General features: G+C 70.9%; 22 protein-coding genes and 1 pseudogene. 6 read left to right on the forward strand and 17 right to left on the reverse strand.

Annotation, left to right across the window (positions count from 1 at the left end):
* A partial coding sequence (xdhA, locus tag RUMESO_RS09620; RefSeq protein ID WP_037279933.1) for a xanthine dehydrogenase small subunit occupies positions 1–1,432 on the reverse strand: 1,432 nt, incomplete at its 3' end.
* A 107-nt stretch (positions 1,433–1,539) separates the two neighbouring features.
* Between xdhA and RUMESO_RS09625 the strand changes: the two genes are divergently transcribed.
* Positions 1,540–2,433: a LysR family transcriptional regulator gene (locus tag RUMESO_RS09625; protein ID WP_037279934.1), complete on the forward strand. Its 894-nt coding sequence runs from the start codon at positions 1,540–1,542 to the stop codon at positions 2,431–2,433.
* 61 nt (positions 2,434–2,494) lie between these two features.
* On the opposite strand, the gene RUMESO_RS09630 is transcribed toward RUMESO_RS09625, so the two are convergent.
* The 6 genes from RUMESO_RS09630 to bhcA are packed head-to-tail and all read right to left on the reverse strand — an operon-like array spanning position 2,495 to position 9,251.
* On the reverse strand, positions 2,495–3,892 hold the full coding sequence (locus RUMESO_RS09630; protein ID WP_245639215.1) for an NCS2 family permease: 1,398 nt from the start codon (positions 3,890–3,892) through the stop codon (positions 2,495–2,497).
* Positions 3,882–4,886: a type I glyceraldehyde-3-phosphate dehydrogenase gene (locus RUMESO_RS09635; protein ID WP_037279935.1), complete on the reverse strand. Its 1,005-nt coding sequence runs from the start codon at positions 4,884–4,886 to the stop codon at positions 3,882–3,884. The genes RUMESO_RS09630 and RUMESO_RS09635 overlap by 11 nt, the downstream gene beginning before the upstream one ends.
* A gap of 13 nt (positions 4,887–4,899) precedes the next feature.
* Positions 4,900–5,865: an iminosuccinate reductase BhcD gene (gene bhcD, locus RUMESO_RS09640; protein ID WP_037279936.1), complete on the reverse strand. Its 966-nt coding sequence runs from the start codon at positions 5,863–5,865 to the stop codon at positions 4,900–4,902.
* A 54-nt stretch (positions 5,866–5,919) separates the two neighbouring features.
* Positions 5,920–7,083 (reverse strand): 3-hydroxy-D-aspartate aldolase BhcC, encoded by a 1,164-nt coding sequence (gene bhcC / locus RUMESO_RS09645; RefSeq protein ID WP_037279937.1) that lies wholly within the window; start codon positions 7,081–7,083, stop codon positions 5,920–5,922.
* 12 nt (positions 7,084–7,095) lie between these two features.
* Positions 7,096–8,061 (reverse strand): beta-hydroxyaspartate dehydratase BhcB, encoded by a 966-nt coding sequence (bhcB, locus tag RUMESO_RS09650; RefSeq protein WP_156362836.1) that lies wholly within the window; start codon positions 8,059–8,061, stop codon positions 7,096–7,098.
* A complete protein-coding gene (bhcA, locus tag RUMESO_RS09655) occupies positions 8,061–9,251 on the reverse strand; it encodes an L-aspartate--glyoxylate aminotransferase BhcA (RefSeq protein WP_037279938.1) in 1,191 nt (396 codons plus the stop codon). The genes bhcB and bhcA overlap by 1 nt, the downstream gene beginning before the upstream one ends.
* A 147-nt stretch (positions 9,252–9,398) precedes the next feature.
* Between bhcA and bhcR the strand changes: the two genes are divergently transcribed.
* Complete coding sequence (gene bhcR, locus RUMESO_RS09660) at positions 9,399–10,262, forward strand: HTH-type transcriptional regulator BhcR (protein ID WP_051521188.1); 864 nt, start codon at positions 9,399–9,401, stop codon at positions 10,260–10,262.
* Positions 10,263–10,303: 41 nt separating this feature from the next.
* Here bhcR and RUMESO_RS09665 read toward each other — a convergent pair whose 3' ends face one another.
* From RUMESO_RS09665 to RUMESO_RS25705, 3 genes are all read right to left on the reverse strand, one after another.
* Positions 10,304–11,071 carry a DUF4386 family protein gene (locus RUMESO_RS09665; protein WP_211262835.1) on the reverse strand — a complete coding sequence of 256 codons (768 nt, stop codon included), beginning with the start codon at positions 11,069–11,071 and terminating at the stop codon, positions 10,304–10,306.
* 76 nt (positions 11,072–11,147) lie between these two features.
* Complete coding sequence (locus RUMESO_RS09670; protein WP_082483628.1) at positions 11,148–12,422, reverse strand: cytochrome-c peroxidase; 1,275 nt, start codon at positions 12,420–12,422, stop codon at positions 11,148–11,150.
* A gap of 9 nt (positions 12,423–12,431) precedes the next feature.
* Positions 12,432–12,875 (reverse strand): FixH family protein, encoded by a 444-nt coding sequence (locus tag RUMESO_RS25705; protein WP_037279939.1) that lies wholly within the window; start codon positions 12,873–12,875, stop codon positions 12,432–12,434.
* Positions 12,876–13,019: 144 nt separating this feature from the next.
* Between RUMESO_RS25705 and RUMESO_RS26265 the strand changes: the two genes are divergently transcribed.
* From RUMESO_RS26265 to RUMESO_RS09690, 3 genes are all read left to right on the forward strand, one after another.
* On the forward strand, positions 13,020–13,796 hold the full coding sequence (locus RUMESO_RS26265) for an AraC family transcriptional regulator (RefSeq protein WP_037279940.1): 777 nt from the start codon (positions 13,020–13,022) through the stop codon (positions 13,794–13,796).
* A 68-nt stretch (positions 13,797–13,864) separates the two neighbouring features.
* Positions 13,865–14,665: a DJ-1/PfpI family protein gene (locus tag RUMESO_RS09685; RefSeq protein ID WP_051521189.1), complete on the forward strand. Its 801-nt coding sequence runs from the start codon at positions 13,865–13,867 to the stop codon at positions 14,663–14,665.
* A 424-nt stretch (positions 14,666–15,089) separates the two neighbouring features.
* Entirely contained in the window at positions 15,090–15,545 is a 456-nt protein-coding gene (locus RUMESO_RS09690; protein WP_037279941.1) for a hypothetical protein, read from the forward strand.
* A gap of 452 nt (positions 15,546–15,997) precedes the next feature.
* Here RUMESO_RS09690 and RUMESO_RS09695 read toward each other — a convergent pair whose 3' ends face one another.
* The 6 genes and pseudogenes from RUMESO_RS09695 to RUMESO_RS09720 form a co-directional block, all read right to left on the reverse strand.
* Positions 15,998–17,635 carry a GMC oxidoreductase gene (locus tag RUMESO_RS09695; RefSeq protein ID WP_082483568.1) on the reverse strand — a complete coding sequence of 546 codons (1,638 nt, stop codon included), beginning with the start codon at positions 17,633–17,635 and terminating at the stop codon, positions 15,998–16,000.
* Between the two features lie 37 nt (positions 17,636–17,672).
* Positions 17,673–18,452 carry a sugar phosphate isomerase/epimerase family protein gene (locus tag RUMESO_RS09700; protein WP_037279942.1) on the reverse strand — a complete coding sequence of 260 codons (780 nt, stop codon included), beginning with the start codon at positions 18,450–18,452 and terminating at the stop codon, positions 17,673–17,675.
* 75 nt (positions 18,453–18,527) lie between these two features.
* Positions 18,528–19,597: pseudogene (locus RUMESO_RS09705) on the reverse strand (ABC transporter ATP-binding protein).
* Positions 19,598–19,634: 37 nt separating this feature from the next.
* The gene (locus RUMESO_RS09710) at positions 19,635–20,543 is read right to left on the reverse strand and encodes a carbohydrate ABC transporter permease (protein WP_051521190.1); all 909 of its coding nucleotides are present in this window, start codon (positions 20,541–20,543) and stop codon (positions 19,635–19,637) included.
* Positions 20,540–21,412 (reverse strand): carbohydrate ABC transporter permease, encoded by an 873-nt coding sequence (locus tag RUMESO_RS09715; protein WP_037279943.1) that lies wholly within the window; start codon positions 21,410–21,412, stop codon positions 20,540–20,542. Before RUMESO_RS09715 ends, RUMESO_RS09710 begins: the two co-directional genes overlap by 4 nt.
* Before the next feature lie 134 nt (positions 21,413–21,546).
* Positions 21,547–22,701, reverse strand: coding sequence for an ABC transporter substrate-binding protein (locus tag RUMESO_RS09720; protein WP_037279944.1), 1,155 nt, complete (start codon positions 22,699–22,701; stop codon positions 21,547–21,549).
* Positions 22,702–23,006: 305 nt separating this feature from the next.
* Between RUMESO_RS09720 and RUMESO_RS09725 the strand changes: the two genes are divergently transcribed.
* Positions 23,007–24,167, forward strand: coding sequence for an ROK family transcriptional regulator (locus RUMESO_RS09725; protein ID WP_037279946.1), 1,161 nt, complete (start codon positions 23,007–23,009; stop codon positions 24,165–24,167).
* On the opposite strand, the gene RUMESO_RS09730 is transcribed toward RUMESO_RS09725, so the two are convergent.
* Positions 24,164–24,436 (reverse strand): hypothetical protein, encoded by a 273-nt coding sequence (locus RUMESO_RS09730; protein ID WP_156362838.1) that lies wholly within the window; start codon positions 24,434–24,436, stop codon positions 24,164–24,166. The two genes, RUMESO_RS09725 and RUMESO_RS09730, sit on opposite strands and share 4 nt — an antisense overlap.
* Positions 24,437–24,495: the final 59 nt, after the last annotated feature.

Below are 24,495 nucleotides of genomic sequence, written 5' to 3' on the forward strand. Positions count from 1 at the left end.
TCAGGCGGAGGGGCAGGTCGGCCCCGGACTGCTCCAGCCAGAAGCGGCGGAGGAGGTTCGCGGCGATGGCCTGGCGGTAGTCGGCGCTGGCCCGCCAGTCGGTGAGCGGGGTGAAGTCGCCGCGCACGGCGCGGGCGGCGGCCTCGAACGCCTCGCGCGAGAAGGGGCGGCCCCGGAGGGCGGCCTCGGCGGGGGGGGCGCGGCGGGGGGTGCCGGCCATGCCGCCGAAGGCGAGCCGCGCCTCGATGATGACCCCGCCCTCCTCCACGATCCGGAAGCCGGCGGCGACGGCGGAGATGTCGGCGTCGCGGCGCTTAGAGACCTTGTAGGCGGCGATCCGGGCGCCTCGCTGGCGCGGGATGACGACGGTCTCGAGGAACTCGCCGGGGGCGCGGTCCTGCTTGCCGTAGTCGAGGAAGAAGTCCTCCAGGGCCAGCTCGCGGCGGGCATCGCCCCGGCGCAGGACGATCCGGGCGCCGAGGGCGATCAGGAGGGGCGGCATCTCTCCGATGGGCGAGCCGTTGGCGATGTTGCCGCTGATGGTGCCGGCGTTGCGGACCTGCCAGTTGCCGATGCGGAGGAGGTAGTCCCGCGCCTCGGGGAGGTGCTCCGCGAGGGTCGGAGCGAATTCGGAATAGGTGACGCCAGCGCCGATGCGGACATCGTCCGCTCCGACCTCGATCCCCTTCATCAAGTGGCCGATGAAGACGGCGGGCGAGATCGGGCGCAGGTGCTTCGTCACCCAGAGCCCCACGTCGGTCGCCCCGGCGACGAGGGTGGCCCTGGGGTTCTCCAGCAGCGCGGCGGCGAGGTCGTCCACGTCGGCGGGCAGGATCGCCCTCTCCTCGCCCCGGCGCACGTCGACGCGTTCGCCAGCGAGAGTAGCGAGCATGGCCGCGACCGCCTCGCGCTCGCGGGTCAGGGCGTCATGGGCCTGCCCGCCCTCGCGGCAGGCGGCGAGCGCGGCGCGGATGATGGGCTCGTAGCCGGTACAGCGGCAGAGATTGCCTTGCAGAGCGGTCTCGACCTCGACCGCGCTCGGGGCCGGGCTCGTCATCCAGAGGCCGTAGAGCGCCATGACGATGCCGGGCGTGCAGAAGCCGCACTGGCTGCCGTGGTGGGCGACCATGGCCCGCTGGATGGCGTGCAGCCCGCCCTCGGGCGCGCGCAGGTGCTCGATGGTGACGACGTGGCAGGCGTGGCAGGAGGCGAGGAAGCGGATGCAGGCATTGACCGGCTCGTAGCGGAGCGCGCCTCCGTGGAGCCGTCCGATCAGGACCGTGCAGGCGCCGCAGTCGCCCTCGGCGCAGCCCTCCTTGGTGCCGGTGAGGCCCCGGTTCAGGCGCAGGAAGTCGAGCAGGGTGTCGCCCGGCCCAGCCTCGGGGAGCCGCACCTCGGCGCCGTTCAAGAGAAAGCGAATGTCGTGGGTCATGCCGCCTCCGTGTGCATCGGGGGCACCATGGCGGCGTTCGGCTGTTGCATAAATCACTCATCACGGGCAACACTTTACACCGTTCCGATAAAGTGGGGGCCTGGCCCATGTCGTATCTCGACAGCCTCCGGCTCTTCGTCCGGGTCGTGGAGCTGGGGTCGATCACGGCCGGCGGGCGCGACCTGCGGCTGACGCCGGCGGGCGCGTCGAATCGTATCAAGGAGCTGGAGGCGAAGTTCGGCGCGCGGCTCCTCAACCGCACCACGCGCACGCTGACGCCGACCGAGATCGGGCAGGTGCTCTACGAGAACGCCCGCCGGGTGATCTCGGCGCTGGAGGAGACGGAGGCGGTGGTGGCGAGCTACTCGGGCACGCCGCAGGGGGTGATCCGGGTCGTGGCGCCGCTGGGGCTGGGGCGGCGGCTGGTCGCGCCGCTGGTGCCACGCTTCTGCAAGGCGAACCCGGAGGTGCAGGTGCGGCTGCGCCTGACCGACCGCAACGTGAACATCGTCGAGGACGGCATCGACGTCGCCTTCTTCCTGGGCCAGCCCGCCGATTCCGCGCTGGTCTGGCGCAAGATCGCGGACAGCCCGCGCGTGCTGGTGGCGGCGCCCTCCTATCTCGCGGAGCGGGGGACGCCGCGCAGCCCGGACGACCTGAGGGAGCACAACTGCCTGCTGCTGCGCTTTCCCCGCTCGCCGGAGTATTACTGGGTGCTGGAGACGCCCGAGGGTCCGCGCCGGATGCTGGTCGCCGGAGACTTCGACGCGGACGACGGGGACGTGCTGACCGCCTGGGCGCTGGACGGGGCGGGCATCGCCAACCGCCCGCGCTACGAGGTGGCCGAGGCCCTGGCGGAGGGGCGGCTGGTCGAGCTGCTGCCCGGGACGCCGCCGGTCACGGCGCAGTTCGGGGCGCTGATGCCGCACCGGCCGGTGCAGGACCCCAAGGTGAGGCTCTTCGTGGACTTCGCCGCGCGCGAGCTGCGGTCGGCGTTTTGAGAACGGGCAACGGGCGGCACCGTGTCCGGCGCCGCCCGTTCCTTTTGGCGTTCCCGGGGGATCAGCCGTTCGGGAAGATCACGAAGCGGGCCACGAAGAGCGCGGCGACGATCCAGGTCGCGGCATGGACCTCGCGCGCGCGGCCGGTCAGCAGCTTGATGAGGGCGTAGCTGACGAAGCCGAAGGCGAGGCCGTTGGCGATGGAGTAGGTGAAGGGCATCGCCACGGCGGTCAGCACGGCGGGGGCGGATTCGGTCACGTCCTCCCAGCTCACCTCGGACAGCTCGCGCAGCATGAGCGTCGCGACGTAGAGGAGCGCGGGTGCCGTGGCGTAGACCGGCACCGACCCGGCCAGCGGCGACAGGAAGGTCGAGAGCAGGAACAGCGTCGCCACGGTGAGCGCGGTGAGCCCAGTGCGACCGCCGGCCTGCACGCCGGAGGCGCTCTCGACATAGGCGGTCGTGGAGGAGGTGCCGAGCATCGAGCCCGCAAGGATCGCCGTGGAGTCGGCCATCAGCGCCCGGCTCAGGCCCTTGCTCTTGTGGGCGGGCCCCTCGACCAAGAGGCCCGCGCGCTTGGCCACGCCGATCAGCGTGCCGGTGGCGTCGAAGACCTCGACCAGCACCATCACGAGCACGACGTGCAGGATGCCGGCGCCGAGCGCGCCGCCCACGTCGAGCTGCAGGAAGGTCGGCAGGATCGAGGGCGGGGGCGAGACCACTCCGCCGAACTGGCTGACGCCCAGCGCGATCGAGGCGCCGGTGATGGCGAGGATGCCGATCAGGATCGCGCCCGGGACCTTCCGGGCGTCCAGCGCCGCGATGATGAAGAAGCCCCCTACGGTCAGCAACACCCCGGTCGAGGTGAGGTCCCCCAGCGTGACCAGCGTCGCGGGGCTGGCCACCACGAGGCCCGAGGACTTCAGCGCGATGATCGCCAGGAACAGGCCGATGCCCGCGGCGATGGCGCTGCGCATGGAGTGGGGGATGCCCGCGATGAGCCAGCGGCGGATGCCGGTCAACGACAGGAACAGGAAGACGAGGCCCGAGATGAAGACAGCGCCCAGCGCTTCCTGCCAGGAGTAGCCCATCGTGCCGACGACGGTGAAGGCGAAGAAGGCGTTGAGGCCCATGCCCGGGGCCATGCCGATGGGCCAGTTGGCCCAGAGCCCCATGATCGCCGAGCCCAGCGCGGCGGCGAGGCAGGTCGCCACGAACACGGCGTCGCGGTCCATGCCGGTCGTGGACAGGATGTCCGGGTTGACGAACATGATGTAGGCCATCGTCAGGAAGGTGGTGGCCCCGGCGATGACCTCGGTGCGGGCCGTGGTCCCCTTCTCCTGCAACCTGAACAGCCGAGCCATGGGGCCTCCGGGTCCGTCCTGCGACCCCGAGGCATATAGGTCGGCGGTGCCCAAAAGCGGCGGGCCCGAGCCCAGGCGGGTGTCCTCAAGCGACATTCGTGTTCTCCTCCCAGTCGCGACGCGCCATTCTCCGGGCCACGTCGATTATTCGGTTCGCGAAGCCCCATTCGTTGTCGTACCAGCCGAAGAGGCGGGTCATCTCGGGGCCGCACAGCGTCTCCGGCCCCGCGAGGACCAGCGACTCGGGCCGGGCGCGCAGGTCCGAGGAGACCAGCGGCCGGTCGGTCCAGCCCAGCACGGGCGAGGCGGCGCAGGCGGCGCGGAGCCTCTCGGTGAAGTCCTCCGGCCGCCGGGCGAGCCGCGCCGTCAGGTCCACGGCCGAGACGCTGGCGGTCGGCACCCGCACGGCGGCGCCGGTGGTGCGGCCCTTGAGATGGGGCAGGATGTGCTCCACGAGCTTCGTGGCGCTGGTGGTGGTGGGCACCATAGACAGCGCGGCGGCGCGGCTGCGGGCGAGGTCCTCGCGCGGGGCGTCCACCGTGGGCTGGCTGCCGGTGTAGCAGTGGATCGTGGTCATGTGGGCGGACTCGACGCCCCACAGGTCGTCGAGGAGCTTCAGGAGCGGCGCCACGGCGTTGGTCGTGCAGGAGGCGTTGGAGACGATGGCCTGATCGGTGAGCGCCGCGTCGTTGGCGCCGGTCACGACCGTGACGTCCGCCGCCACTGACGGGCCGGAGATCAGGACGGCCTCGGCTCCGGCCCGGAGGCCCCGTTCCGCCACGTCCCGCGTGTTCGCCCAGCCGGTGCATTCGAGCACCACGTCGATGCCCGAGAGGTCGAGCGCCGAGAGGTCCGGCGCGTGGTGGAACGGGATTGCCGCCCCGTTCAAGGCCAGGGCGCCGGGGCGCATCTCGACGCGGCCCGGGAAGGGGCCGAAGGTGCTGTCGTATTCGAAGAGGTAGGCGCAGGTCTCCAAGGGCGCGAGGTCGTTGAGGAGGGCGACCTCGACCCCCTCCCCGCCTCGCGTCGTGGCAAGGGCACGCAGGATCGAGCGACCGATCCTGCCGAACCCGTTGATGGCGACCCGCATCGTCTTGCCTCCTTCAGAACTCGACCTGCGTAGCCAAGCCCTTCTGCACGGCGAGGTCCACCACCCGGGAGGCGACAGCGAGGTCCTGGAGGCCCACTCCGGTCCCGTCGAAGAGCGTGACCTCCTCCTCCGAGGCGCGGCCGGGATGGTCGCCGTTGATGACGGCGCCCAGCGGCACGATGTCGGCCTCGCCCTTGAGGCCCAGGGCCACGGCGTGCTGGCATTCGCCGATGGTCACGGCCTGCGCGACCTCGTCGGTGAAGACCGAGGCACGGGCGACGAGGGTGGGATCGACCTCCTTCTTGTCACGCGTGTCGGTGCCCATGCAGGCAAGGTGCGTGCCGGGGCGGACCTGCGCGTCCCCGAGGATCGCGTCGAAACTGGAGGTGATGGTGACGATCACGTCGGCCTCGGCGCCCAGCCGGTCGAGCGACACGCTCTCGAAGGGGAGGCCCATCTCCTCGGCCGCGCAGGCGAGGCCCTTGAGCTTCTCGGGCGAGCGGTTCCAGGCGACGACCCGCTCGAAGGGGCGCTGCTCGGCCACGGCGCGGAGCTGGAAGGCGGCCTGATGGCCGGCGCCGACGATGCCGAGCACGCGGGAGTCCTTGCGCGCGAGATGCGCGACCGAGACGGCGGCGGCGGCGGCGGTGCGGAGCGCGGTGAGGAGGTTCCCCCCGACCAGCGCCCGGCAGCGCCCCGTGTCGGCGTCGAAGAGGACCACGGTGGACTGGTGGTTGGTGAGCCCCTTGGCGGCGTTGCCGGGCCAGTAGCCCCCGGACTTGAGCCCGAGGTCGAGATGCGCCCGGTCGAAGCCCGACTTGAAGCCGTAGAGCGCGTCGGCGTGGCCGATGGCCTCGCGCACCACGGGGAAGTTGCGGGCCTCTCCGCGCGCCATGGCGGCGAAGACCGCCTCGATGGCGGCGAAGGCGTCCGCCCGCGTCATCAGCCCGGCGATGATCCGTTCGGGAACGACGATCATGGGGTCCTTTTCCTTTCGAAAGGGGAGCCGGGCTGCCCCGGCCCCCCGGTGGGCTCAGTAGGCCTTGCCGCGCGCGGAGACGGGCCAGAGGGCCTCGACCTTTCCGTTGCGGACGCCGACATACCAGTCGTGGACGTTGCAGGTCGGGTCGCAGTGGCCAGGGACGAGGCGGAGCTTGTCGTTGACCTTGAGCGCGCCGTTCGGGTCCTCGATCACGCCGTGCTCGTCCGAACACTTGACGTATCTCACGTCGTCGCGGCCATAGACGAAGGGCAGCCCGCTATCGACCGACTGCGCCTTGAGGCCCGCGTCGCAGATCGCCTTGTCGGGCTTGGCGTGGCTCATCACGCTCGTCAGGATGAAGAGAGCGTTCTCCCATTCGCCCTGGTCGATGCGCTGGCCGTCCTTGTCGTGGATGCGGCCGTAGTCGGCATCCATGAAGGCGTAGGAGCCGCACTGGAGCTCGTTGTAGACGCCCGAGTTGCTCTCGAAGTAGTAGCTGCCGGTGCCGCCGCCCGAGACGAGCTCGGGGTCGAGCCCCTCGGCCTTGAGCGCCTCGACGGCGTCCTTCACCTGCGCGATGGCGGCGTCGAGCTTCGCCTTCCGGGCCTCGAAAGAGTCAAGGTGCTGCATGGCGCCCTGGTAGGCCTGGATGCCGGTGAACTTGAGGTTCGGGGCGGCGGCGATGGCCTTGGCGATCTCGACGACGGCGGGGGTCGTGGTGACGCCGCAGCGGCCGGCGCCGCAGTCGATCTCCACGAGGCACTCGATGGTCGCGCCGTGCTTCCGCGCGGCGGCCGAGAGGTCGGCCACGTTTGCCACGTCGTCCACGCAGACGATGACGCGGCAGCCGTAATTCGGCAGCCGGGCGAGGCGGTCGATCTTGGCGGGGTCGCGGACCTGGTTGGAGACCAGGATATCCCTGATGCCGCCGCGCGCGAAGACCTCGGCCTCGGAGACCTTCTGGCAGCACACGCCTACCGCGCCGCCGAGGCTCTCCTGGAGCTTCATCACGTCCACTGACTTGTGCATCTTGCCGTGAGCGCGGTGGCGCATCCCGTGAGCGCGGGCGTAGTCGCCCATCTTGCGGATGTTCCGCTCTAGCGCGTCGAGGTCGAGGATCAGGCAGGGCGTCTGGATGTCGGCCTCGTTCATGCCGACCTTGGCGGGCACGTCGAAGCCCACCTCCAGCGTGTCGATCTTGCTCATGTCGTTCATCGGGGACACTCCTTAGAGCCAGGGCAGCCTGTCGAGGTCGACGTTGCCGCCGGTGACGACGACGCCGACCCGCTGGCCACGGAACAGTTCGGGGTTCTTGAGGATGGTGGCGAGCGGGACGGCCGAGGACGGCTCCATCACGATCTTCAGGCGCGCCCAGGTCAGGCGCATGGCGTCCACGATCTCCTGCTCGCTCGCGGTGAGGATGTCGGTGACGTGGCGGCTCACGAAGTGCCAGGTGAGGTCCTTGAGCGGGACCTTGAGCCCGTCCGCCACCGTGCTGGGCGCATCGTCGGCGATGATGTGGCCGGCGCGGAAGCTGCGGGCGGCGTCGTCGGCCTGCTCGGGCTCAGCGGCGTAGACCTTCACGTTCGGGGCGATGCTGGAGAGCGTGAGGCAGGTGCCCGAGACCATGCCGCCGCCGCCGATCGGGGCGACGATGGCATCGAGGCCTTCGACCTGCTCCAGGAGCTCGCGGGAGCAGGTGGCCTGCCCGGCGATCACGCGGGGGTCGTTGTAGGGATGCACGAAGTCGGCGCCGGTCTCGGACTGGACCTTGGCGAAGACCTCCTCGCGCGAGGAGGTCGAGGGCTCGCATTCGGTGATGACCCCGCCGTAGCCGCGAACGGCGTCCTTCTTGGCCTGCGGCGCGGTGCGGGGCATCACGACATGGCACGGGATGCCCCGCCGCCCGGCGGCGTAGGAGAGCGAGAGGGCGTGGTTGCCGCTCGAATGGGTGGCGACCCCGCGCGCGGCCTCGGCGTCCGAGAGGCCGAAGACCGCATTCGAGGCGCCGCGCACCTTGAAGGCGCCGGCCTTCTGGAAGTTCTCGCACTTGAAGAAGAGCTCGGCGCCGGTGAGGCGGTTCAGGACGCTCGACGTGAGCACCGGCGTGCGGTGGATGTGGGGCCGGATGCGCTCGTGCGCCTCCAGCACGTTGTCCCAGGTGGGGACCGTCAGGTCGATCATGTCCTTCATCACGCCGCCGCCTTCTCGAGTTTCGCCTCGCTGGCGCGGTAGACCTCCTGCGCCGCCGCGACGCCCGAGCCGAGCCGGACCGGAAGCCCGAGGTCGGCCATCGCCATCTCGGCCGTCGCGAGGCCGGAGAGCATCATCACGTCGGTCAGGCTGCCCAGATGCCCGATGCGGAACACCTTGCCCGCGACCTCGCCCAGACCCACGCCGAAGGCGACGCCGTATTTCGCCGCTGCGTGGGTCACGATCTTCGTCGCATCGAAACCCTCGGGCGTGCGGATCGCGCTGACCGTGTCGGACCAGAGCTCCGGCCCCTCGGCGCAGAGCGGCATCTCCCAGGCGGCGACCGCTGCGCGCACCCCGTCGGCGATGCGGCGGTGGCGGGCAAAGACGTTCTCCAGCCCCTCCTTGAGCAGCATCTCGGTCGAGAGCCTGAGGCCGTTCATCAGCCCCACGGGCGGCGTGTAGGGGAAGCCGTTGCGGGCGTAGCTCTGGCCCATGTCGCGCACGTCGAAGAAGGTACGAGGGAGCTTCGCCGTCTCGGTCGCGCGCCAGGCCTTGTCGCTGAAGGCGACGATGGCGAGGCCGGCGGGCAGCATGAAGCCCTTCTGCGAGCCGGTGACGGCCACGTCCACGCCCCACTGGTCCATGCGGAAGTCCATGGACGCGATGGAACTCACCCCGTCGACGAGGAGGAGCGCCGGGTGCCCCGCCGCGTCCAGCGTGCGACGCACGGCGGCGATGTCGGAGCGGACGCCGGTGGCCGTCTCGTTGTGGGTGGCGAGGACGGCCTTGATCTCGTGGGCGGTGTCGGCGGCGAGGATCTCGGCGTAGCGGTCGGCGGGCAGGCCCGCGCCCCAGGGCGCCTCGACGACCTGCACGCTCAGGCCGTGGCGCTGGCAAAGGTCGATCCAGCGATGCGAGAACATCCCGTGCCGGGCGGCGAGCACCTTGTCGCCGGGGCTGAGCGTGTTGCTGATCGCCGTCTCCCAGCCGCCGGTGCCGGTGGACGGGAAGAGGAAGACCTGCGCCCGCTCGCTTTTCAGCACGCGGCGCACGCCGGCGAGGCACGGGGCCAGGATCTCGCCGAACACGGCCGAGCGGTGGTCGATGGTGGGCATGTCGCAGGCCTTGCGAAGGGCCTCCGGCATGTTGGTCGGGCCGGGGATGAAGACCGGGTTCTGTGCGCTCACGACGTCCTCCCTTTGTCGGGTCTTCCTTGGGTAACCCGACCGCGCCTGCCGCTCCAGTTTTTCGAAACGGTTTTTCGTTTTGCCATCCCCTCGACAAGACCCTGACCTTATGCAACTTTCTTTTTTCATAGGGTGGGGAATTTTTTCATGGTCGCCGCGAAAGACTTGACAGGAAACCTGAAGAATGGCGCCGAGCGGCGGCCGCGCGGGCGGCCCCGTGCCTTCGACGACAAGACCGACCAGAACGTCATCAAGTCGCTCGACCGCTCGCTCGAGGTGCTGGGCGAGCTCGCGCGGCTCGAGGCGACGACGCTGTCGGAGCTGGCGCGGGCGCTCGACGAGGCGCCGGCGACGGTCTACCGCATCCTCGTCACCATGCAGGCCCACCGGATGGTCGAGTTCGACGAGGCCCAGCAGGTCTGGCACGTCGGCGCCGGGGCCTTCCTGATCGGCTCGGCCTTCCTGCGCCGCACCGGCCTGATCGAGCGGGCGCGCCCGGTGCTGCGCAGCCTCATGGAGGCCACGGGCGAGACGGCCAACCTCGGCGTGGAGAGCGACGGCGCGGTGCTGTTCGTGAGCCAGGTCGAGACCCATGCCGCGATCCGCGCCTTCTTCCCGCCGGGCACGAAGTCGCCGCTCCATGCCTCGGGGATCGGCAAGGTTCTTTTGGCCCATGCGGCGCCCGATCAGGTCAGGCGCCTGCTTGCCCGGCCGCTGCAGGGCTACACGGATCGGACCTTGACCGACTCAGGCGAGCTTTCCGCTGCCCTCGCCGAGGTGCGGGCCCGGGGCTACGCTGTGGACAACGAGGAGCGGACCGAAGGGATGCGCTGCGTCGCCGCCGGCATCCGCAACGCCTATGGGGAGACGGTGGCGGGGCTCTCCGTCTCCGGCCCCGTGAGCCGGGTCCGGCCGGACGCGATCCCCGCGCTCGCCGCCCGGGTCGTCGAGGCCGCCGAGGCGGTCTCGCTCGCGCTCGGCGCCCGACCCGTTTCGCCGCCGGCCGGCTGACGGGTCGCCGGCACCGTCCGGCGTGGCCCTTGGTCGCCCGGTCAGCCGGCCTCGGCGAACCCACCTTCCGAACGTCCGCCCTTGACCGGATCGACCTGCGTCGCCCCGAGAGCGCCCGAGGCCGGCAGGCGCCAGGTGGCGGCGACCAGCCAGATCATCCACGACAGGCTCAGGACCCAGCCCAGCACGATCGCCACCGACTGGGCCGGCGAGAAGCCTTCCGTGCCGGCCACCCAGCCCTGCGCTAGGTAGCTGGCACCGGAGAGGCCCATCAGGCCGGCGACCGGCTGCGGCAGCCGGCCCGCCCGCAGCGCCGCCAGCGAGAGCAGGAGCAGGGATAGGCCCATCGCGACATCCTGGTAGCTCCGCAAACCCCATTCGAGCCAGCGGACGGACTCGGCGACGGCAAAGCGGGCCGCCTTCTCGGCCTCCGGGGCGCTGGCCCAGGCGCTGACGGCCTGCTTGAGAGCGACCCCGTCCACCGCCTGCAGCACGCCGTAGAGGGCCAGCGCCGCCACCGCCGAAGCGGCCCCCAGCCGGCCGACCCGCCCTTTGGTTGCATCCCGGTCGTCGAGAGCGAGAGACAAGCTCATCAGGCCGGCAAGCAGGATCGCCGTCGCCGCGAACTGGCCCAGGTGCACGGCCGCCCATATCCTGTCCCGGGCATAGGCCTCGAAGATGGCGTGATGGTCGTTGGCGTCGCCGCCGGCATGGAACTGGGTGACAGCGACATGAAGAAGCTGTCCGCCGAGCAGCAGACGGGCGGGACCTCGCAGCGACGCGCATGGGGCAAGGGTTCCGGTAGTCATGACTTCTCCATTCTTGGGCTCGTGGGACGACATCGAAGACCTTCCTCTAGTCCGGGCCGGCCTGGCCCGGGACACCTCAGTCCAGGGAGCGCTCCCGCAGGGCAGCGGACCGGGATGGCGCCTCGGCCAGTCGCTTCACGTCAGGTGTCAGGGGCTCGAGCGTGCCGAGGAAGGCGATGATCTGGGCCCTCTCCTCCGCGCTGAGGGCCTTGGGCCGGAGCTCGGTGTGACCCTCCGGGGCCGCTGGCGCACTGGCGTAGTGGGCGAGGACCTCGTCCAGCGTGCCGATCTGACCCGCGTGCATATAAGGAGCCCGAGACGCGACGCCGCGAAGGGACGGCGGCTTGAAGGCGCGGACGAGGTCCTCGCCGTCGGGAGCCAAGAAGCGCAGCTCTCCGCATTGCTCCGGCCGGGCGTCGCTGAAGGGCCCGAGGCAGTTGAAGGGATCCTCCCGCACGAGGCGCGCGCCTGCTGCGCGGCCCTGGTCCTCGGGCAGGCCCGGAGCGGCCGGCACGCCGGTGTTGTGGAAGTGGTTGTCGGTCAGGAGCGGCCCATTGTGGCAGTTGACGCACTCGCCCTCGCCGAGGAAGAGGCGCAGCCCGGCGATCTCGTCCTCGGAGAGGAGGCCCGCCTTGGGGAAGGCGTCGGAGGCGACCCAGGCGTCGAAGCGCGTCTCGGATGGCAGGATCGTCCGCTCGTAGGCGGCGATGGCCTTGCCCATGTCGGCGAAGACCGTCGTGACCGCCTCGCGCCGGTCCTCGGGCAGGGCCTCCCATGCGGCGGCGACGACCGGGTCGGCGACAGGACCGGCGTGCGGAGGAAGCATCGTCAGGTCGGGCAGCGGGCCGAACACGGCCTCGTACTCCGTCGCATAGCGCTCGGCGACGAGGTGGGCGTACTGGGTGCGGTCGCCGCCGTGCTCGACGGCGCTCTCGAGCGGCCCCAGCGCCTGCGACCAGAGGCTGTCCTTGCGCCCGTCCCAGAACAGGAAGGGGGCATAGGCCATGCCGGCGATGGGCATGGTGCGCCGCCCGGTCTGGCCTATGCCATGGCCGAGCGGGAGGTCGTCCTGGAACTGCCGGTCGGGGAGATGGCAGGTCGCGCAGGCGACCTCGCCGTTGGCGCTCAGGCGGGTGTCGAAGAACAGGGCCCGGCCCAGCTCGGCCGCGCGGGGATCGTCGGCCACGCGGTTCGAGGGGTCCGCCGGCAGCGGCGGAAGGGCCTCGAGCGAGAGGGAGCGGACCTGCGCCAGCTCCACCTCGGACCAGCCGGGCTGCACGGCGACATGAAGCCCGCCGCCGGCGGCGCCCAGGACCAGGACCGTCGCGAGAAGGACAGGGAGGCGGCGCATCATCCGCCCTCAGAGCACGAGGTCGAAGGTGACGGAGTCGGTCCCGGCCGGACCCTCGATGCTGAGGTCCAGCTCCCACCACCCCGGCATGTTGAACTTCATGCCCTCGATCAGGTAGCGCCCCCCGCCCAGGTCCTGCGTCACCGCCGGCGAGGTGGGCAGGCCATGGCCGTGCTGGGGCATCCCGCCATCGACCGTGATCCGGGCGCCATCCAGGGGCGCGCCGTCCCGATCGGTCAGGGTCACGGTCCAGGCGTGCATCGGCCCGACGGTCACGGGCTCCTCGACGGGCGCGACGGCAGCCATATAGAGACCGGCCTCGGTCGCCTTCTCGCGCGAGAGGTCGAGGTCGGAGGGGACGCGCATCATCCAGGCCGCCCCGGCGGTGCCGGCGGCGAGGAGGAGGGCGGGAAGGCCGAGCAGGAGGGCGCGGCGGGAGGTCGGGAATGTCATGGCAGGATCTCCGGAAGGAAAAGGTCGGCAACGAGGCCGCCGTCTACGGACCTCGGCGGTGGCGCGCTTGAACGAAACGGCTAATCTGCCACCCGGCCTCCCAGGGACGTCGGCGTCCCGCATCTGGAATCGAGGAGCAGGCGGATGACGCGGAAGGTGTCGAGCGACGATCGGATCGTCCTCTGGCAGGGCGGGAGCCTCTGGGTCTTCGACATCCTGCCGCCGCAGGGCCCGCGGTCGAACCGGATGCACGCCCACCACGCCTTCCAGCTCACGCTGGCCGCCGGCGGCACCGCGAACATCCGCACCGGGGACGGGCTCCTCGAGGGCCCCGTGGTGCTGATCGCCCCGGACCACCCCCATGCGATCGAGCCCGAGGGCCGGGTCGCGCTGCTCTTCGTGGAGCCGGAGAGCCGCGCCGGGGCCGGGCTGAGGCGCCTCCTCGGGGACCGCGCCGCCGCCCGCCTGCCGCCGAGGCCCGATATCGTGGCCGAGCTCGAGCCGATGTGGCAGGGCCCGCCCCCCAACGAGCACGAGGTCCAGGAGATCGGCGCCCGGATCCTCGGGCGGCTGCTCGGGCCGCAGCAGGGCGAGGCGGAGCTGGACCCGCGCATCCAGAGGGTGGTCGACTGGCTCGGGCAGGCCGACGGCGGGGTCACCGTCGCGGCGGCGGCCTCCGTCGCCTGCCTCTCGGAAGGCCGCTTCAGTCACCTCTTCGTCGAGCAGACGGGGCTCCCGTTCCGCACCTACGTGCTCTGGCGGCGGCTGATGCGGGCCGTGCAGCGCCGGGCCGCCGGCGACACCCTGACCGAGGCCGCGCACCAGGCGGGCTTCTCGGACTCCGCGCACTTCAGCCGCACGTTCCTGCGCATGTTCGGCATTCCGGCGGACACCATGTGGCTCAGGTCGCGCCGACAATAGCAGCTTCGTTCAAGCTCGGGCCCCTGGGCGGCGCGTAGATGCACCCCGTCCTCGACAGGAGCCACGCCATGCAACTAAACCGCCGCATCGCCCTCGCCGCCCTCGCCGGGCTCGCCCTCGCTCCCACGGTCCCCGGCCCCGTTCGCGCCGAGGAGCGGCTCGCCACGCCGGCCGCCTCCGCCCCGGACGGTACCGTCGACCGTATCGCCATGCTGGTCTACCCCGGCATGACCGCGCTCGACCTCGTCGGGCCCCATCACTTCCTGGCCTCGATGTCGGGCGCGCAGGTGGACCTCGTCACCATCGGGGCGGACCTGAGCCCGGTGCCCAGCGACCTCGGCCTCGCGATCCAGCCCACGGCGACCTTCGGCACCTGCCCCGAGGACCTCGCCCTCCTCTTCGTGCCGGGCGGCACCATGGGGACGCTCGCAGCCGCCCGCGATCCCGCCACCATCGAGTTCCTCCGCGACCGCGGCTCGCGCGCCCGCTACGTGACCTCCGTCTGCACGGGGTCCCTGGTTCTCGGCGCCGCCGGGCTGCTCAGGGGCAGGAAGGCCACCTCGCACTGGATCGTGCGCGACCTCCTGAGCCAGTTCGAGGCCATCCCCACCCACGGCCGCGTGGTCCGGGACGGCAACGTCGTCACCGGAGCCGGGGTCTCGGCCGGGCTCGACCTCGGCGCCTCGCTCGTGGCCGAGGTGCGGGGGATGCTCGACGCCGAGGCCGTCCTCCTCGTCTCCGAGTACGACCCCGAGCCGCCCTTCCCCGGTGGCTCGCCCGAGACCGCCCGCGCCGAGATCGTATCGATGATCGAACAGGGCCTCGCCCCCTTCGTGGCCCAGGCCAGGATGCTCCGGATGGCGGCGTGACCAGCAGGCCATCCCCCGCGATGCGAGGCGCGACGTCAGGAGGCTCCTTCCGGCGGAGTTGCCCCGACGGGCTCTGCTGGACGGCCGAGGCCGTGGGCCGGCCCGCCCCCGGCCTCCGGGAGTGTCCGAGCATGGGGTCCCTCCGACCTCGGAGGCTCCCGAGTGGACGGCTCGCCTTCGGTCCAGGCCGCGGAACTCGACCTCGGCCGAGGTGAGATCGCGAGGCATCCCGTGTTGCCGAACGGACCGACGCCTGCGGGATCGACCTGCGCCCCGAGCTGGCGGGGGTTCCTGTCTGCCCGCATCTCGTCGCGGCCCCTCGGCAGGTCGGTCGAGACCGCCCGAGATCAGCCGTTTCGTTCAAGCGCGGGCCAGGTCCCGACGGTAGATCGGCCGCGCCGTTCCCCTTCCTGGAGTGTCCCTCGTGCTGGCTCTCGCATTCAAGCCCCTTGCGATGCTTCTTCCCGGAGGCCCCTCGCTGCCCGGATCGCCCTCGCCTCGTCCCGCGCGTCCCACCTTTCCCGAGCCCGGCATCGTGGCCGAGCCCTACCAGCTCGAACTCATCCGGTTCTACGCCAGCGCGGGGGTCACGGCCGTCGTGACGATCAACTCCGGCGCCCTGATCGCCGGCCTGAGCCAGGCCGCCAACCTCGACGTCGTGCCGGGGGCCGCCCTGGCCTGCGCCCTGTTCATCTGGGCCCTGGGGGTGACGACCGGGGTCGCCACCTGGGGGGCCGCCTATCATGCGGTGGTGGCCCATGCGTCGTCGGACCACGAGGGCGACATGCGCTGGAGGCGGATCGCCACGGGCCTGTTCCACGCCGCCCTGTCCATGTTCCTGCTGGGCTTCGTGGCCATCGCCCTGTCCTTGTTCAGGTAGGCGCCAGGGGCCGCCCCGAATGATCGTCCGGGCGCTATTGGGCGAGGCAGGGGTGGGTGCTCAAGCCGACGGGCGCCACGGGTGCGATGCCGCCTCGAGTTGGGCAGTGCAGCCACGGTGGCGAGCCACCCGTCACCCAGGAGGCGGGCCGAGATGCTCGTGCAGGCGGGTCCGAGCTTCCTCGGGCCCGGCTGACGCCGCCCAGCACGCCCTGATGCCTGCTAGGAGCCGAGACCTCCCGGGACCCCTGGACGATCCGGTCCGCCGGAGGGACAGTGGCCTTCGTCGAGCTGGCAGGTGGGCCAGGCTACCACGGCCGAGGTCCCGGCTCGGCCGCTCCTTCCCTGCAGCCCCGGGCTCGCACCCGCGACACGCATCTGCCGGCGGAAGGCGAGCGCTTGGGCCTGGCGAGCGGGTCCTCGCCGCGCCTCTCCGGCATCGCCTTCGCCCGGTCAGCCGCCCTGGCTGCCCGCTCGTCCGGTCATCGCCGCGACCAGAGCTTCTCCTGCGCCGGCCTGCGTTCGGCGTAGCGCCAGATGGCGGCAGGCCCGAACGGTCTGGGCCATCACGCTGAGCGTCGTGCCCGACACGCCGCTGCCCGCGAAGGCGCTGGCGTCCGTGACATAGAGGTTCGGAGCGTTCCAGCACTGGCCCCAGCGGTTCAGGACCGAGGCCGCCGGATCGTCGCCCATGCGCGCCCCACCCGTCTCGTGGATCGCCGCGCCCATGACCATGACCCGACCGAAGAACCGACGGAACAGGAACCGCGAGAGCGGGTCCGCCTCGGGATAGGCGCCACGGCCCCATTCGCGGATGCCGCGCGGGCTGCCCAGGAACTCGACCTTGCCGCCGGCGCCGTTGACGGTATCGAGGAAGGCCTCCTCCTGCCGGACGAGGAGCGCCTCGTCCTCCGGCCGCATCCGGCAGGCGATGTGCGGCACCGGGATGCCCCAGCGGTCGGTCTTTCGGGGGTCGAGCGTGATGCGGTTCTCCGCGTGGGGCTGCATCTGGCCGAAGCCGAAGAACAGGAGCTGAGAGGGATCGTCCTGGGCGTCGAAGCGGGGGACGAAGATGCCGCCCTGCGCGTCGTAGAACGGATCGGGGGGCTGGCTGTGGTCGCCGGCGTGTCCCGTGACCGGGGGATAGATGCCCATGGCCAGCATGGGAAGCTGGTCCATGAAGTAGCGCCCGAGCTGGCCCGAGGAGTTGCCCAGGCCCCCCGGATGGTCGGCCGAGGCCGAATTCAGCAGGAGCCGCACGCTCTCGATGGGGGAGGCGCAGAGGATCACGCGGTCCGCGCGCACGACCGATGTGGCCCCGCTGATCCGGTCGACGACCTCGACGCCGGTGGCGCGGCGCCCTTCGGTCAGCACCCGCCGGGCGAAGGTGTCGTAACGGATGGTCAGCCGCCCGCTCTCCTTCGCAGCGCGCAGGGGCCGCATGACGCGGCTGGGCTCGGGGGCGACCGAGCGCCAGGCGATCACGTGACGCTCGGGCCAGCGGTCCTCGACGGAGGCCTTGAAGTGCCGCTCGGCCGGCGTGAGCTTGGCTGGTGCTTTGGTGACGCCGTCGGGCAGCGACTCGACGCCGTCCGCGTTGCCGTAGAGGCCGAGATAGGACTCGACCTCGTCGTAGAATGGCGCGAGCTCCTCGTAGGAGATGGGCCAGTCCACCCCGCGCCCGGTGCGGGTCTTGGACTTGAAGTTGTCGTCGGTCCAGCGCAGCAGCACCCGGCCGAAGGTGTGGGTCCGTCCGCCGGCCTGACGGCCCCGGATCCAGACGAAGGGCGCGTCCCGAGGCGTGGTGTAGGGATTGTCGCGATCATTGACGTAGAGGTGGCTCAGCACGCCCCGAAAGAACGCCGCGCGTGATTGCACCGGCTGGCCCCCGAGCGTGGCCGCGGCCCGTTCGGCGATGTGGATCGGCCGGGGCTTCTTCGGCTTCCTCGACGGGTCGAAGTGCTGCGGCCCGATCTCTGGCCCCGCCTCCAGGAGCAGCACCGAGAGTCCCTGGTCGGTCAGATCCTCGGCGGCGAAGCTCCCGGCGGCGCCGGACCCGACGATCACCGCGTCGTGGACGATACCCGTCATCATTCTGTCCTTGTTCCGAACGGCAGCCAGAGCGGCCTCAGGCCGCCGTCTTCCGGCCGATGGCCTTCATCGTCTCGACCGAGCGGCGGGCGAACCGGCGCCAGTCGGCGGGCTGGTCGTGCTCCACGATCATCAGTTGCGACGCAGCGGCCACCGAGGCGTCCCAGAGCGCCTGCCAGTCCAGCGTCCCATGACCGAGGTCGGCGAAGCCCTTCTCGTCCAGCGCCGTCCCCTCGGGGGCGAGGTCCTTGACGTGGACCGCCGGGACGCGGCCTGCGTATTTCCTCAGCCAGACCAGCGGATCGGCCTTGCCCACCACCATCCAGGCGAGGTCGGGCTCGAAGGGCACGGTATCGCCCAGGTGGTGGTCGATGGGATAGCTGTCATCCGGCAGCGGCACCATCTCGAACTCGTGGTTGTGATAGGCGAAGGTCAGGCCGCGCGCCCTCATCTCCTCGGTCAGCCGGGCCATCCGGGCACCGAGCGCCTGCCAGCCCTCGGCGGTGCCGGGCCGGTCCTCAGGATTGATCCAGGGGCAGACGACGAGCCACATCCCGAACTTGCGCGCGATGTCGGCCACGAGGTCGGGGGACTGCTCGAACACGTCCAGCGTGAAGTGGCCGGACTTCGAGGTCAAGCCGTACCGCTTCAGGAGCGCCACGTAGTCGTCGAGCGCCGCCATGTCCTCGGGCGCGCCAAAGAAGAAGGGCTGGACGTCGGTGTAGCCGAGCTCGGACAGCAGCCGGAGGTGCTCGTCGAGGGTCTCGACCGTGCGCGAGGAGAACATCTGGAAGGAGAGGTCATCGTTCGGAATCATGGGTCTGCTCCGTGAGACGGGGGATGCGGCGGCCGGTGCTGCCGCAGGAACTTGGATCGGTCGGACCGGCCGTGATCAGGTCAGCCTCGCCCCGCTCTCGGGGTCGAAGAGGTGGACGTGCGCCGGATCGGGCCGCACCAGGATCGTCTCGCCGTCGCGCACCGAGACCCGCTCGCGGAAGACGCCCACGACGTCGCTCCTGCCCAGCTTCATGACGGCCATCGTCTCCGAGCCGGTCGGCTCGACGAGGCGGACCTGGGCCGGCAGGCTGCCCTCGCCGCCGAGCACGAGGTGCTCGGGCCGGAGGCCGTAGGTCACGCGGCGGCCCTGCGGCACGGGACCGCCGGGGCGCAGCGGCAGCTCGATCCCGCCGTCGGCGACGAAGACGGGGCCCGAGGCCCGGACCTCGATGCGTCCGGGCAGGAAGTTCATCGAGGGCGAGCCGATGAAGCCCGCGACGAAGGTGTTCGCCGGCCGGTCGTAGAGGTCGAGCGGCGCGCCCGCCTGGGCGATGTGGCCGTCGCGCATGACGACGATGCGGTCGGCCATGGTCATGGCCTCGATCTGGTCGTGGGTGACGTAGACGGTCGTGGTCTTGAGGCGCAGGTGGAGCGACCGGATCTCGGTCCGCATCTGCACGCGCAGCTTGGCGTCGAGGTTCGAGAGCGGCTCGTCGAAGAGGAAGACCTTGGGGTTCCGCACGATGGCGCGGCCCATGGCGACCCGCTGCCGCTGCCCGCCCGAAAGCGCGCGGGGGTAGCGGTCGAGGTAGGGCTTGAGCCCGAGGATGTCGGCGGCGCGGGCGACCCGGTTGGCGATCTCCTCGCGCGGCATCCTGGCCATGCGCAGCGCGAAGCCCATGTTCGCGGCCACCGTCTTGTGCGGGTAGAGCGCGTAGTTCTGGAACACCATGGCGATGTCCCGCTCCGACGGGGGCAGGTTGTTCACCACCCGCTCGCCGATGCGGATCGTGCCGCCGGTGATCCCCTCGAGCCCCGCGATCATGCGCAGCAGCGTGGACTTGCCGCAGCCCGAGGGGCCGACGAGGACCACGAACTGCCCGTCCGGGATGTCGAGGCTCACGCCGTGATGACCGGGGTGTTGCCATAGGCCTTGCGGACGTCGCGGATGGCCACTGCCGTCATGGGGTGGCTCCTATCGCTGAGGGAGGGAGGGCGCGGGTCATCCCTTGACCGCGCCGCCGAGGATGCCCCGCACGAAGTAGCGCTGGAGCGAGATGACAAGGACGAGCGGGATCGCGACCGACAGGAAGGTGGCAGCCATCAGGGGCCCCTGCCCCTGCGTGGTCTGGGCCACCATACCGGCGAGGTTCACGGTGATGGGCAGCGACATCGACGAGCCGCCCATGAAGAGGAGCGGGATCAGCAGGTCGTTCCAGGACCAGAGGAAGGCCATGATGCCGAGCGACGCCATGATGGGACGGGACAGCGGCAGCACGATGGACCGGAAGGTGCGAAGCTCCGAGGCACCGTCGAGGTGGGCGCGCTCGAAGAGCTCCTGCGGGATCAAGGCGATGAAGCCGCGCAGCAGGAACACCCCGAAGGGGAGCGTGAAGCCGACCTGGTAGAGCCAGATCCCTGGGATCGTGCCCGATAGACCCATCAGGTTGTAGAGCCGCAGGAGCGGCACCAGCGTGATCTGCGGCGGCGTGACGAGGAGCGCGACCAGGAGGAGCGACAGCGCCGTGCGCCCGGCGAAGTTCATCCGCACCAGCGCATAGGCGCCGATGACCGACAGCAGGACCACCAGCACCGTCGTCGGGATCGCGATGGCGAGCGAGGTGCCGAGGCTCCCCGCAATGCGGAGCTGGTCGAGCGCCAGCAAGTAGTTCTCGGCCGTGTAGCTCGGTCGCACCAGCGCCATCCACCACCCCGAGGTCGCCGTGTCGGCCTGCGGCCGGAGCGAGGACAGGAGCAGCGCCAGGATCGGCAGGAACCAGAGCACGATGAAGGCGACGACGGCATGGACCAGCCAGCGCAGCGCCCCGGTCCGGCCACCGCTGCTGGGCACCGTCCTCGCGAAGGCGACGGGGCGGGGCGCGGGGACGCCCTGGGGGATCGTCTCGCTCACGGCCGGGCCTCCGCGCGGAACTGGAAGATGTTGACGAGCGCGATGGGCAGCGCCGAGAAGAGCAGGATCACGGCGATCGCGCTCGCGTGGCCCAGGTTGCTCACGGCGAAGAGCTCGTAATAGAGCCGATTCGCGATCACGTCGGTGCCGAAGTTCCCGTTGGTCATGACGTAGACGATGTCGAAGACCTTGAGCGCCACGATGATCATGGTCGTCAGCACCACCAGCACCGAGGGCAGGATGTTGGGCAGGATCATCGAGCGGAAGATCCGCCACTCGCCCGCCCCGTCGAGGCGCGCGGCCTCGATCATCTCCGCGCCCACGTTCTTGATCGCCGAGGACAGGATCAGCGTGGCGATGCCGAGCTGCAGCCAGACGGCGATGAAGATGAGCGCCAGGTTGTTGACGACCGGCTGGATCAGCCACGGCACCGGACCCACGCCGAAGAGGCCCAGCACCGCGTTGAGCGTGCCGATCTGCGGCGAGCCTGCCGGCTGGAAGGAGTACATCTGCGTCCAGATGACCGAGCCCTCGGTGAAGGAGATCGCCGTCGGCAGGATCACGACCATGATGGCCAGCGGCTCGTAGCGGACCTTGTCGAAGAGCGTCGCGGTGAAGAGCGCGAGGACGAGGGTGATGAGAGGGAAGGCGATCAGCCACAGGACGTTGTTGCCGACGACGTCGAGCATCGCGCCCGAGAAGGCCCACCTGTAGTTCTCGGACCCGACCCAGGCCTCGGCGCGGGCGTCCTTCAGCGAGGTCGCGAAGGTGGCGATTACCGGATAGATCAGGATCAGGACGACGAGGAGGATGGGCAGCAGCAGCCACACCCAGGGGCGCGCCGTCCGGCCCAGGCCGAGGGGGAGCATCGCGAGGATGCCCTCCCCCCAGCCCGAGGACCGCGTAGACGAGGATCGGGATGCCGATCGCGCCCGCGACGATGAGGATGGGGACGAGGCCCAGCATATCCATCATGCGCGCCCTCCGGATGCGGCCGGTCGCCTCACTGGACCGTGGCCTGGATGGTCTCGAGCACCCGGTTGAGGCTCGACGGGTCCTGCATGTAGCCGACGACGCCCCGGTAGAAGGCGGTGCCGGTCGCCGCCGAGGCCATCAGGTTCGGCCCGGCCGCGAACTGCACGTCGCCGCTCCCGAGGAACTCGGTCGCGATCTTCTGGAGGAGCGGGCTCGGATAGGTGTCCACGGGCACGTTCTTGTTGGCGACCGGCCAGCGGTTGAGCGAGGCGAAGTAGGTCTGCGCGGGCGTCGAGGCCATGAACTCCAGGAATGCCTTGGTCTCGGGCCGGTCGGTGAAGCCCACGGCGAGCGCCGACTGGAAGAGCTCGTAGCCGTAGTCCTCCGGGGTTGCGGCCGGCACGCGGAAGAAGTCGATGTTCTCGCCGGACTTCGCGGTGTCGCCGATCAGCCCCGGCACCCAGGCGCCCCACATCACCAGCGAGCACCCGGCGGGATCCGAGGTCAGGCCGTTGTAGCCCGTCGAGATCGGCGTCGAGATCGCCCCGATGGCGCCGCCCTGGACGTGCCCATCGGCGGCAATGACCCGGCCGAACTCCTCGAAGGCGTCGCGAACCTGGTCGCTCGTCCAGGGCAGCTCGCCCGCGCCCCACTGGCGGTAGAGGTCGGGGCCGTACTTCTTGAGGAAAATGTTCTCGATCATCTGCGCGCCCGGGAAGCCGCTCGAGGCGCCGGCGCCCTGCGCGGCGCACCAGGCGGTGCGGCCGGCGGCGGCCTCCTGGCCCGTCCAGTCGGCGAGGGCCTTCCAGTCCTGCGGCGCCTCGGGTCCGGTGTAGGACTTCGGGTTGTACCAGACCATGAAGGGATTCATGCCCTGGTAGACGCCGATGACCTTGCCGTCATGGGTCGCGGTGCCGAGCAGCATCTCGCTGAAGTTCGCCGTCAGCTCGTCGCCGAAGGCCGCCGACAGGTCGTCGAGGAGGCCCTGCTCCGCGAAGTCCTGCGCCATGCCGAGCTGGAGGTCCGCCACGTCGGGCGGGTTGCCGGCCTGGATGCGCGACTGGACGATGGCGGTCTGGTCGGGCGTGCCGGTGTAGCGGACCTCGACGCCGGCGCCTTCCTCGAAGGCGGCATAGACCTGCTCAAGGGTCTGGCCCTCGACGCCGCTGTTCTGGCCGATCATCTCGGCGTAGCCCGAGAGGTCCTTGCCTTCGGCGATGCGCTGCGCCTCTGCGACGGCTGCCTGATAGAGGGGGTCGCTGCTGTCCTGGGCAGCGGCTGCGCCCGCGAGCAGGCCAGGACGGTGGCGCTGCAGGTCAGTCTTCCAAATGCGGTGATGGTCGGCACGAGGGGCTCCTCCCGATTGGCCTTCGACGTGGCGGCGTCTGCGAGCCGCTTCACTGGGGCCTAAGGATCAGGAAGTGACTTTACTCTGCCAACAATGACGTTAATTATGTCAGTATTGACACTTACAATGGAGAGTCGGCGATGGGATCGGGCGGAGCGAACGTCAGGGCCCTCCGGCCGCCGTCCTCCCTCGACGAGGCGGACGTGCTCCTGGCACGGGCGCTGCAGCGGCAGCCGAAGAGTCGGGGCGAGCTGGCCCAGGAGACCGGCTGGTCCCGGAACACGGTGGCAGCCAAGGTGGGCCGCCTCATGGACGAGGGCTGGGTCGTCGAGACCGGCGACGGCCGTGGCGACCGGGGGCGTCCCTTCGTCCGCTACGCCCTCAACTCCGCGGCCGCCCTGGTCTTCCTGGCGCGCTTCGACGCCGAGGGGATCGACGCGGCGGTCTGCACCCTTGCCGGAGACCTCGTCGCGGCCGAGCGGCACGACTTGGGCGCCGATCTCGAGCCGGAGAGGGCCGTGGATCAGCTCGCCCAGTTGCTCGACGCGATGGCCACGCGGCCCGGTCTCGACCGGCGCCGGATCCGGGCCATGGTCGTGGGCGTGCCGGGCCCGGTCTCGGGCCGGCGGCGGACCGTGCCGTGGTCCAAGGTCGGAGTCCTGCCGGCCGACCTCGCGGAGCGGTTCGGGATGGCAGTGGCGGTCGAGAACGACGCCAACCTCATGGCGTTGGGCGCCCGTCACGAGCACCTCGACGTGGACTCCCTGCTCTTCCTCCTGGTCCAGACCGGGATCGGGGCGGGACTCGTCCTGTCAGGCCGGCTGCACCGAGGCCTGTCGGGCTGGGCCGGGGAGGTCGGGCACATCCCGGTCGAGGCCGCGAAGGACAGGCCCTGCAGTTGCGGCAACCGGGGATGCCTGGCCCTGGTCGCGGCGAACCCGGCCCTGATGCGCGCGATCTCCACGCCCGCCCGTCCCGTCAACACGGTCGCGGACCTCAAGCGTCTCGTGCAGTCGGGCGACATCGACGCGATCATGGCCCTGCGACAGGCCGGCCGGCACATCGGCGAGGCGATCGTGGGCCTGGTCGTGGGCGCGGCGCCCGAGCTGATCGCCGTCGGCGGGCACATCGCGGAGATCGGGGACCACGTGATCACCGGCATCCGGGAGACCCTCGCCCAGAAGACCCCGCCCCCCATCTCGTCCCAGATCCGGATCGTGGCGACCCAGGACCACGACCGAGCCGCCGTTCGCGGCGCCACGGATCTCGCCTTCGACCTGCTGTTTCCGGCGGCTCGCTAGCCCCCGGGGATCAGCTCGGGGATGGAGCCGAGGCATGCGGCGGAGCAGGCCGATCGGTCGCCGATGGTGGCCGAGGTCAGGACGTTCGCCCAGTTGCCGGTGGAGAGGACCGGGATGAGGGGTCGTCCGCGCCGCCGGAGCCGCGCCGTCGCGAGACCGAGCGCGGCGCCGGCGAGGCAGGCCGGCACGGCCCCGATCAGGAACCGCGCACCGTCGTCCGAGCGGCGCGCGCCACCGCGACGGGCCTCCCCGACACCAGCTTCCGCCACGCCAAGCGCTTCATTGCCATCGCCCGAAGCCGCCACGGCGCGACTCGAGCCGGCGCCGG

It is taken from the genome of Rubellimicrobium mesophilum DSM 19309, from assembly GCF_000600335.2.
GTDB classification, from domain to species: Bacteria; Pseudomonadota; Alphaproteobacteria; order Rhodobacterales; family Rhodobacteraceae; genus Rubellimicrobium; species Rubellimicrobium mesophilum.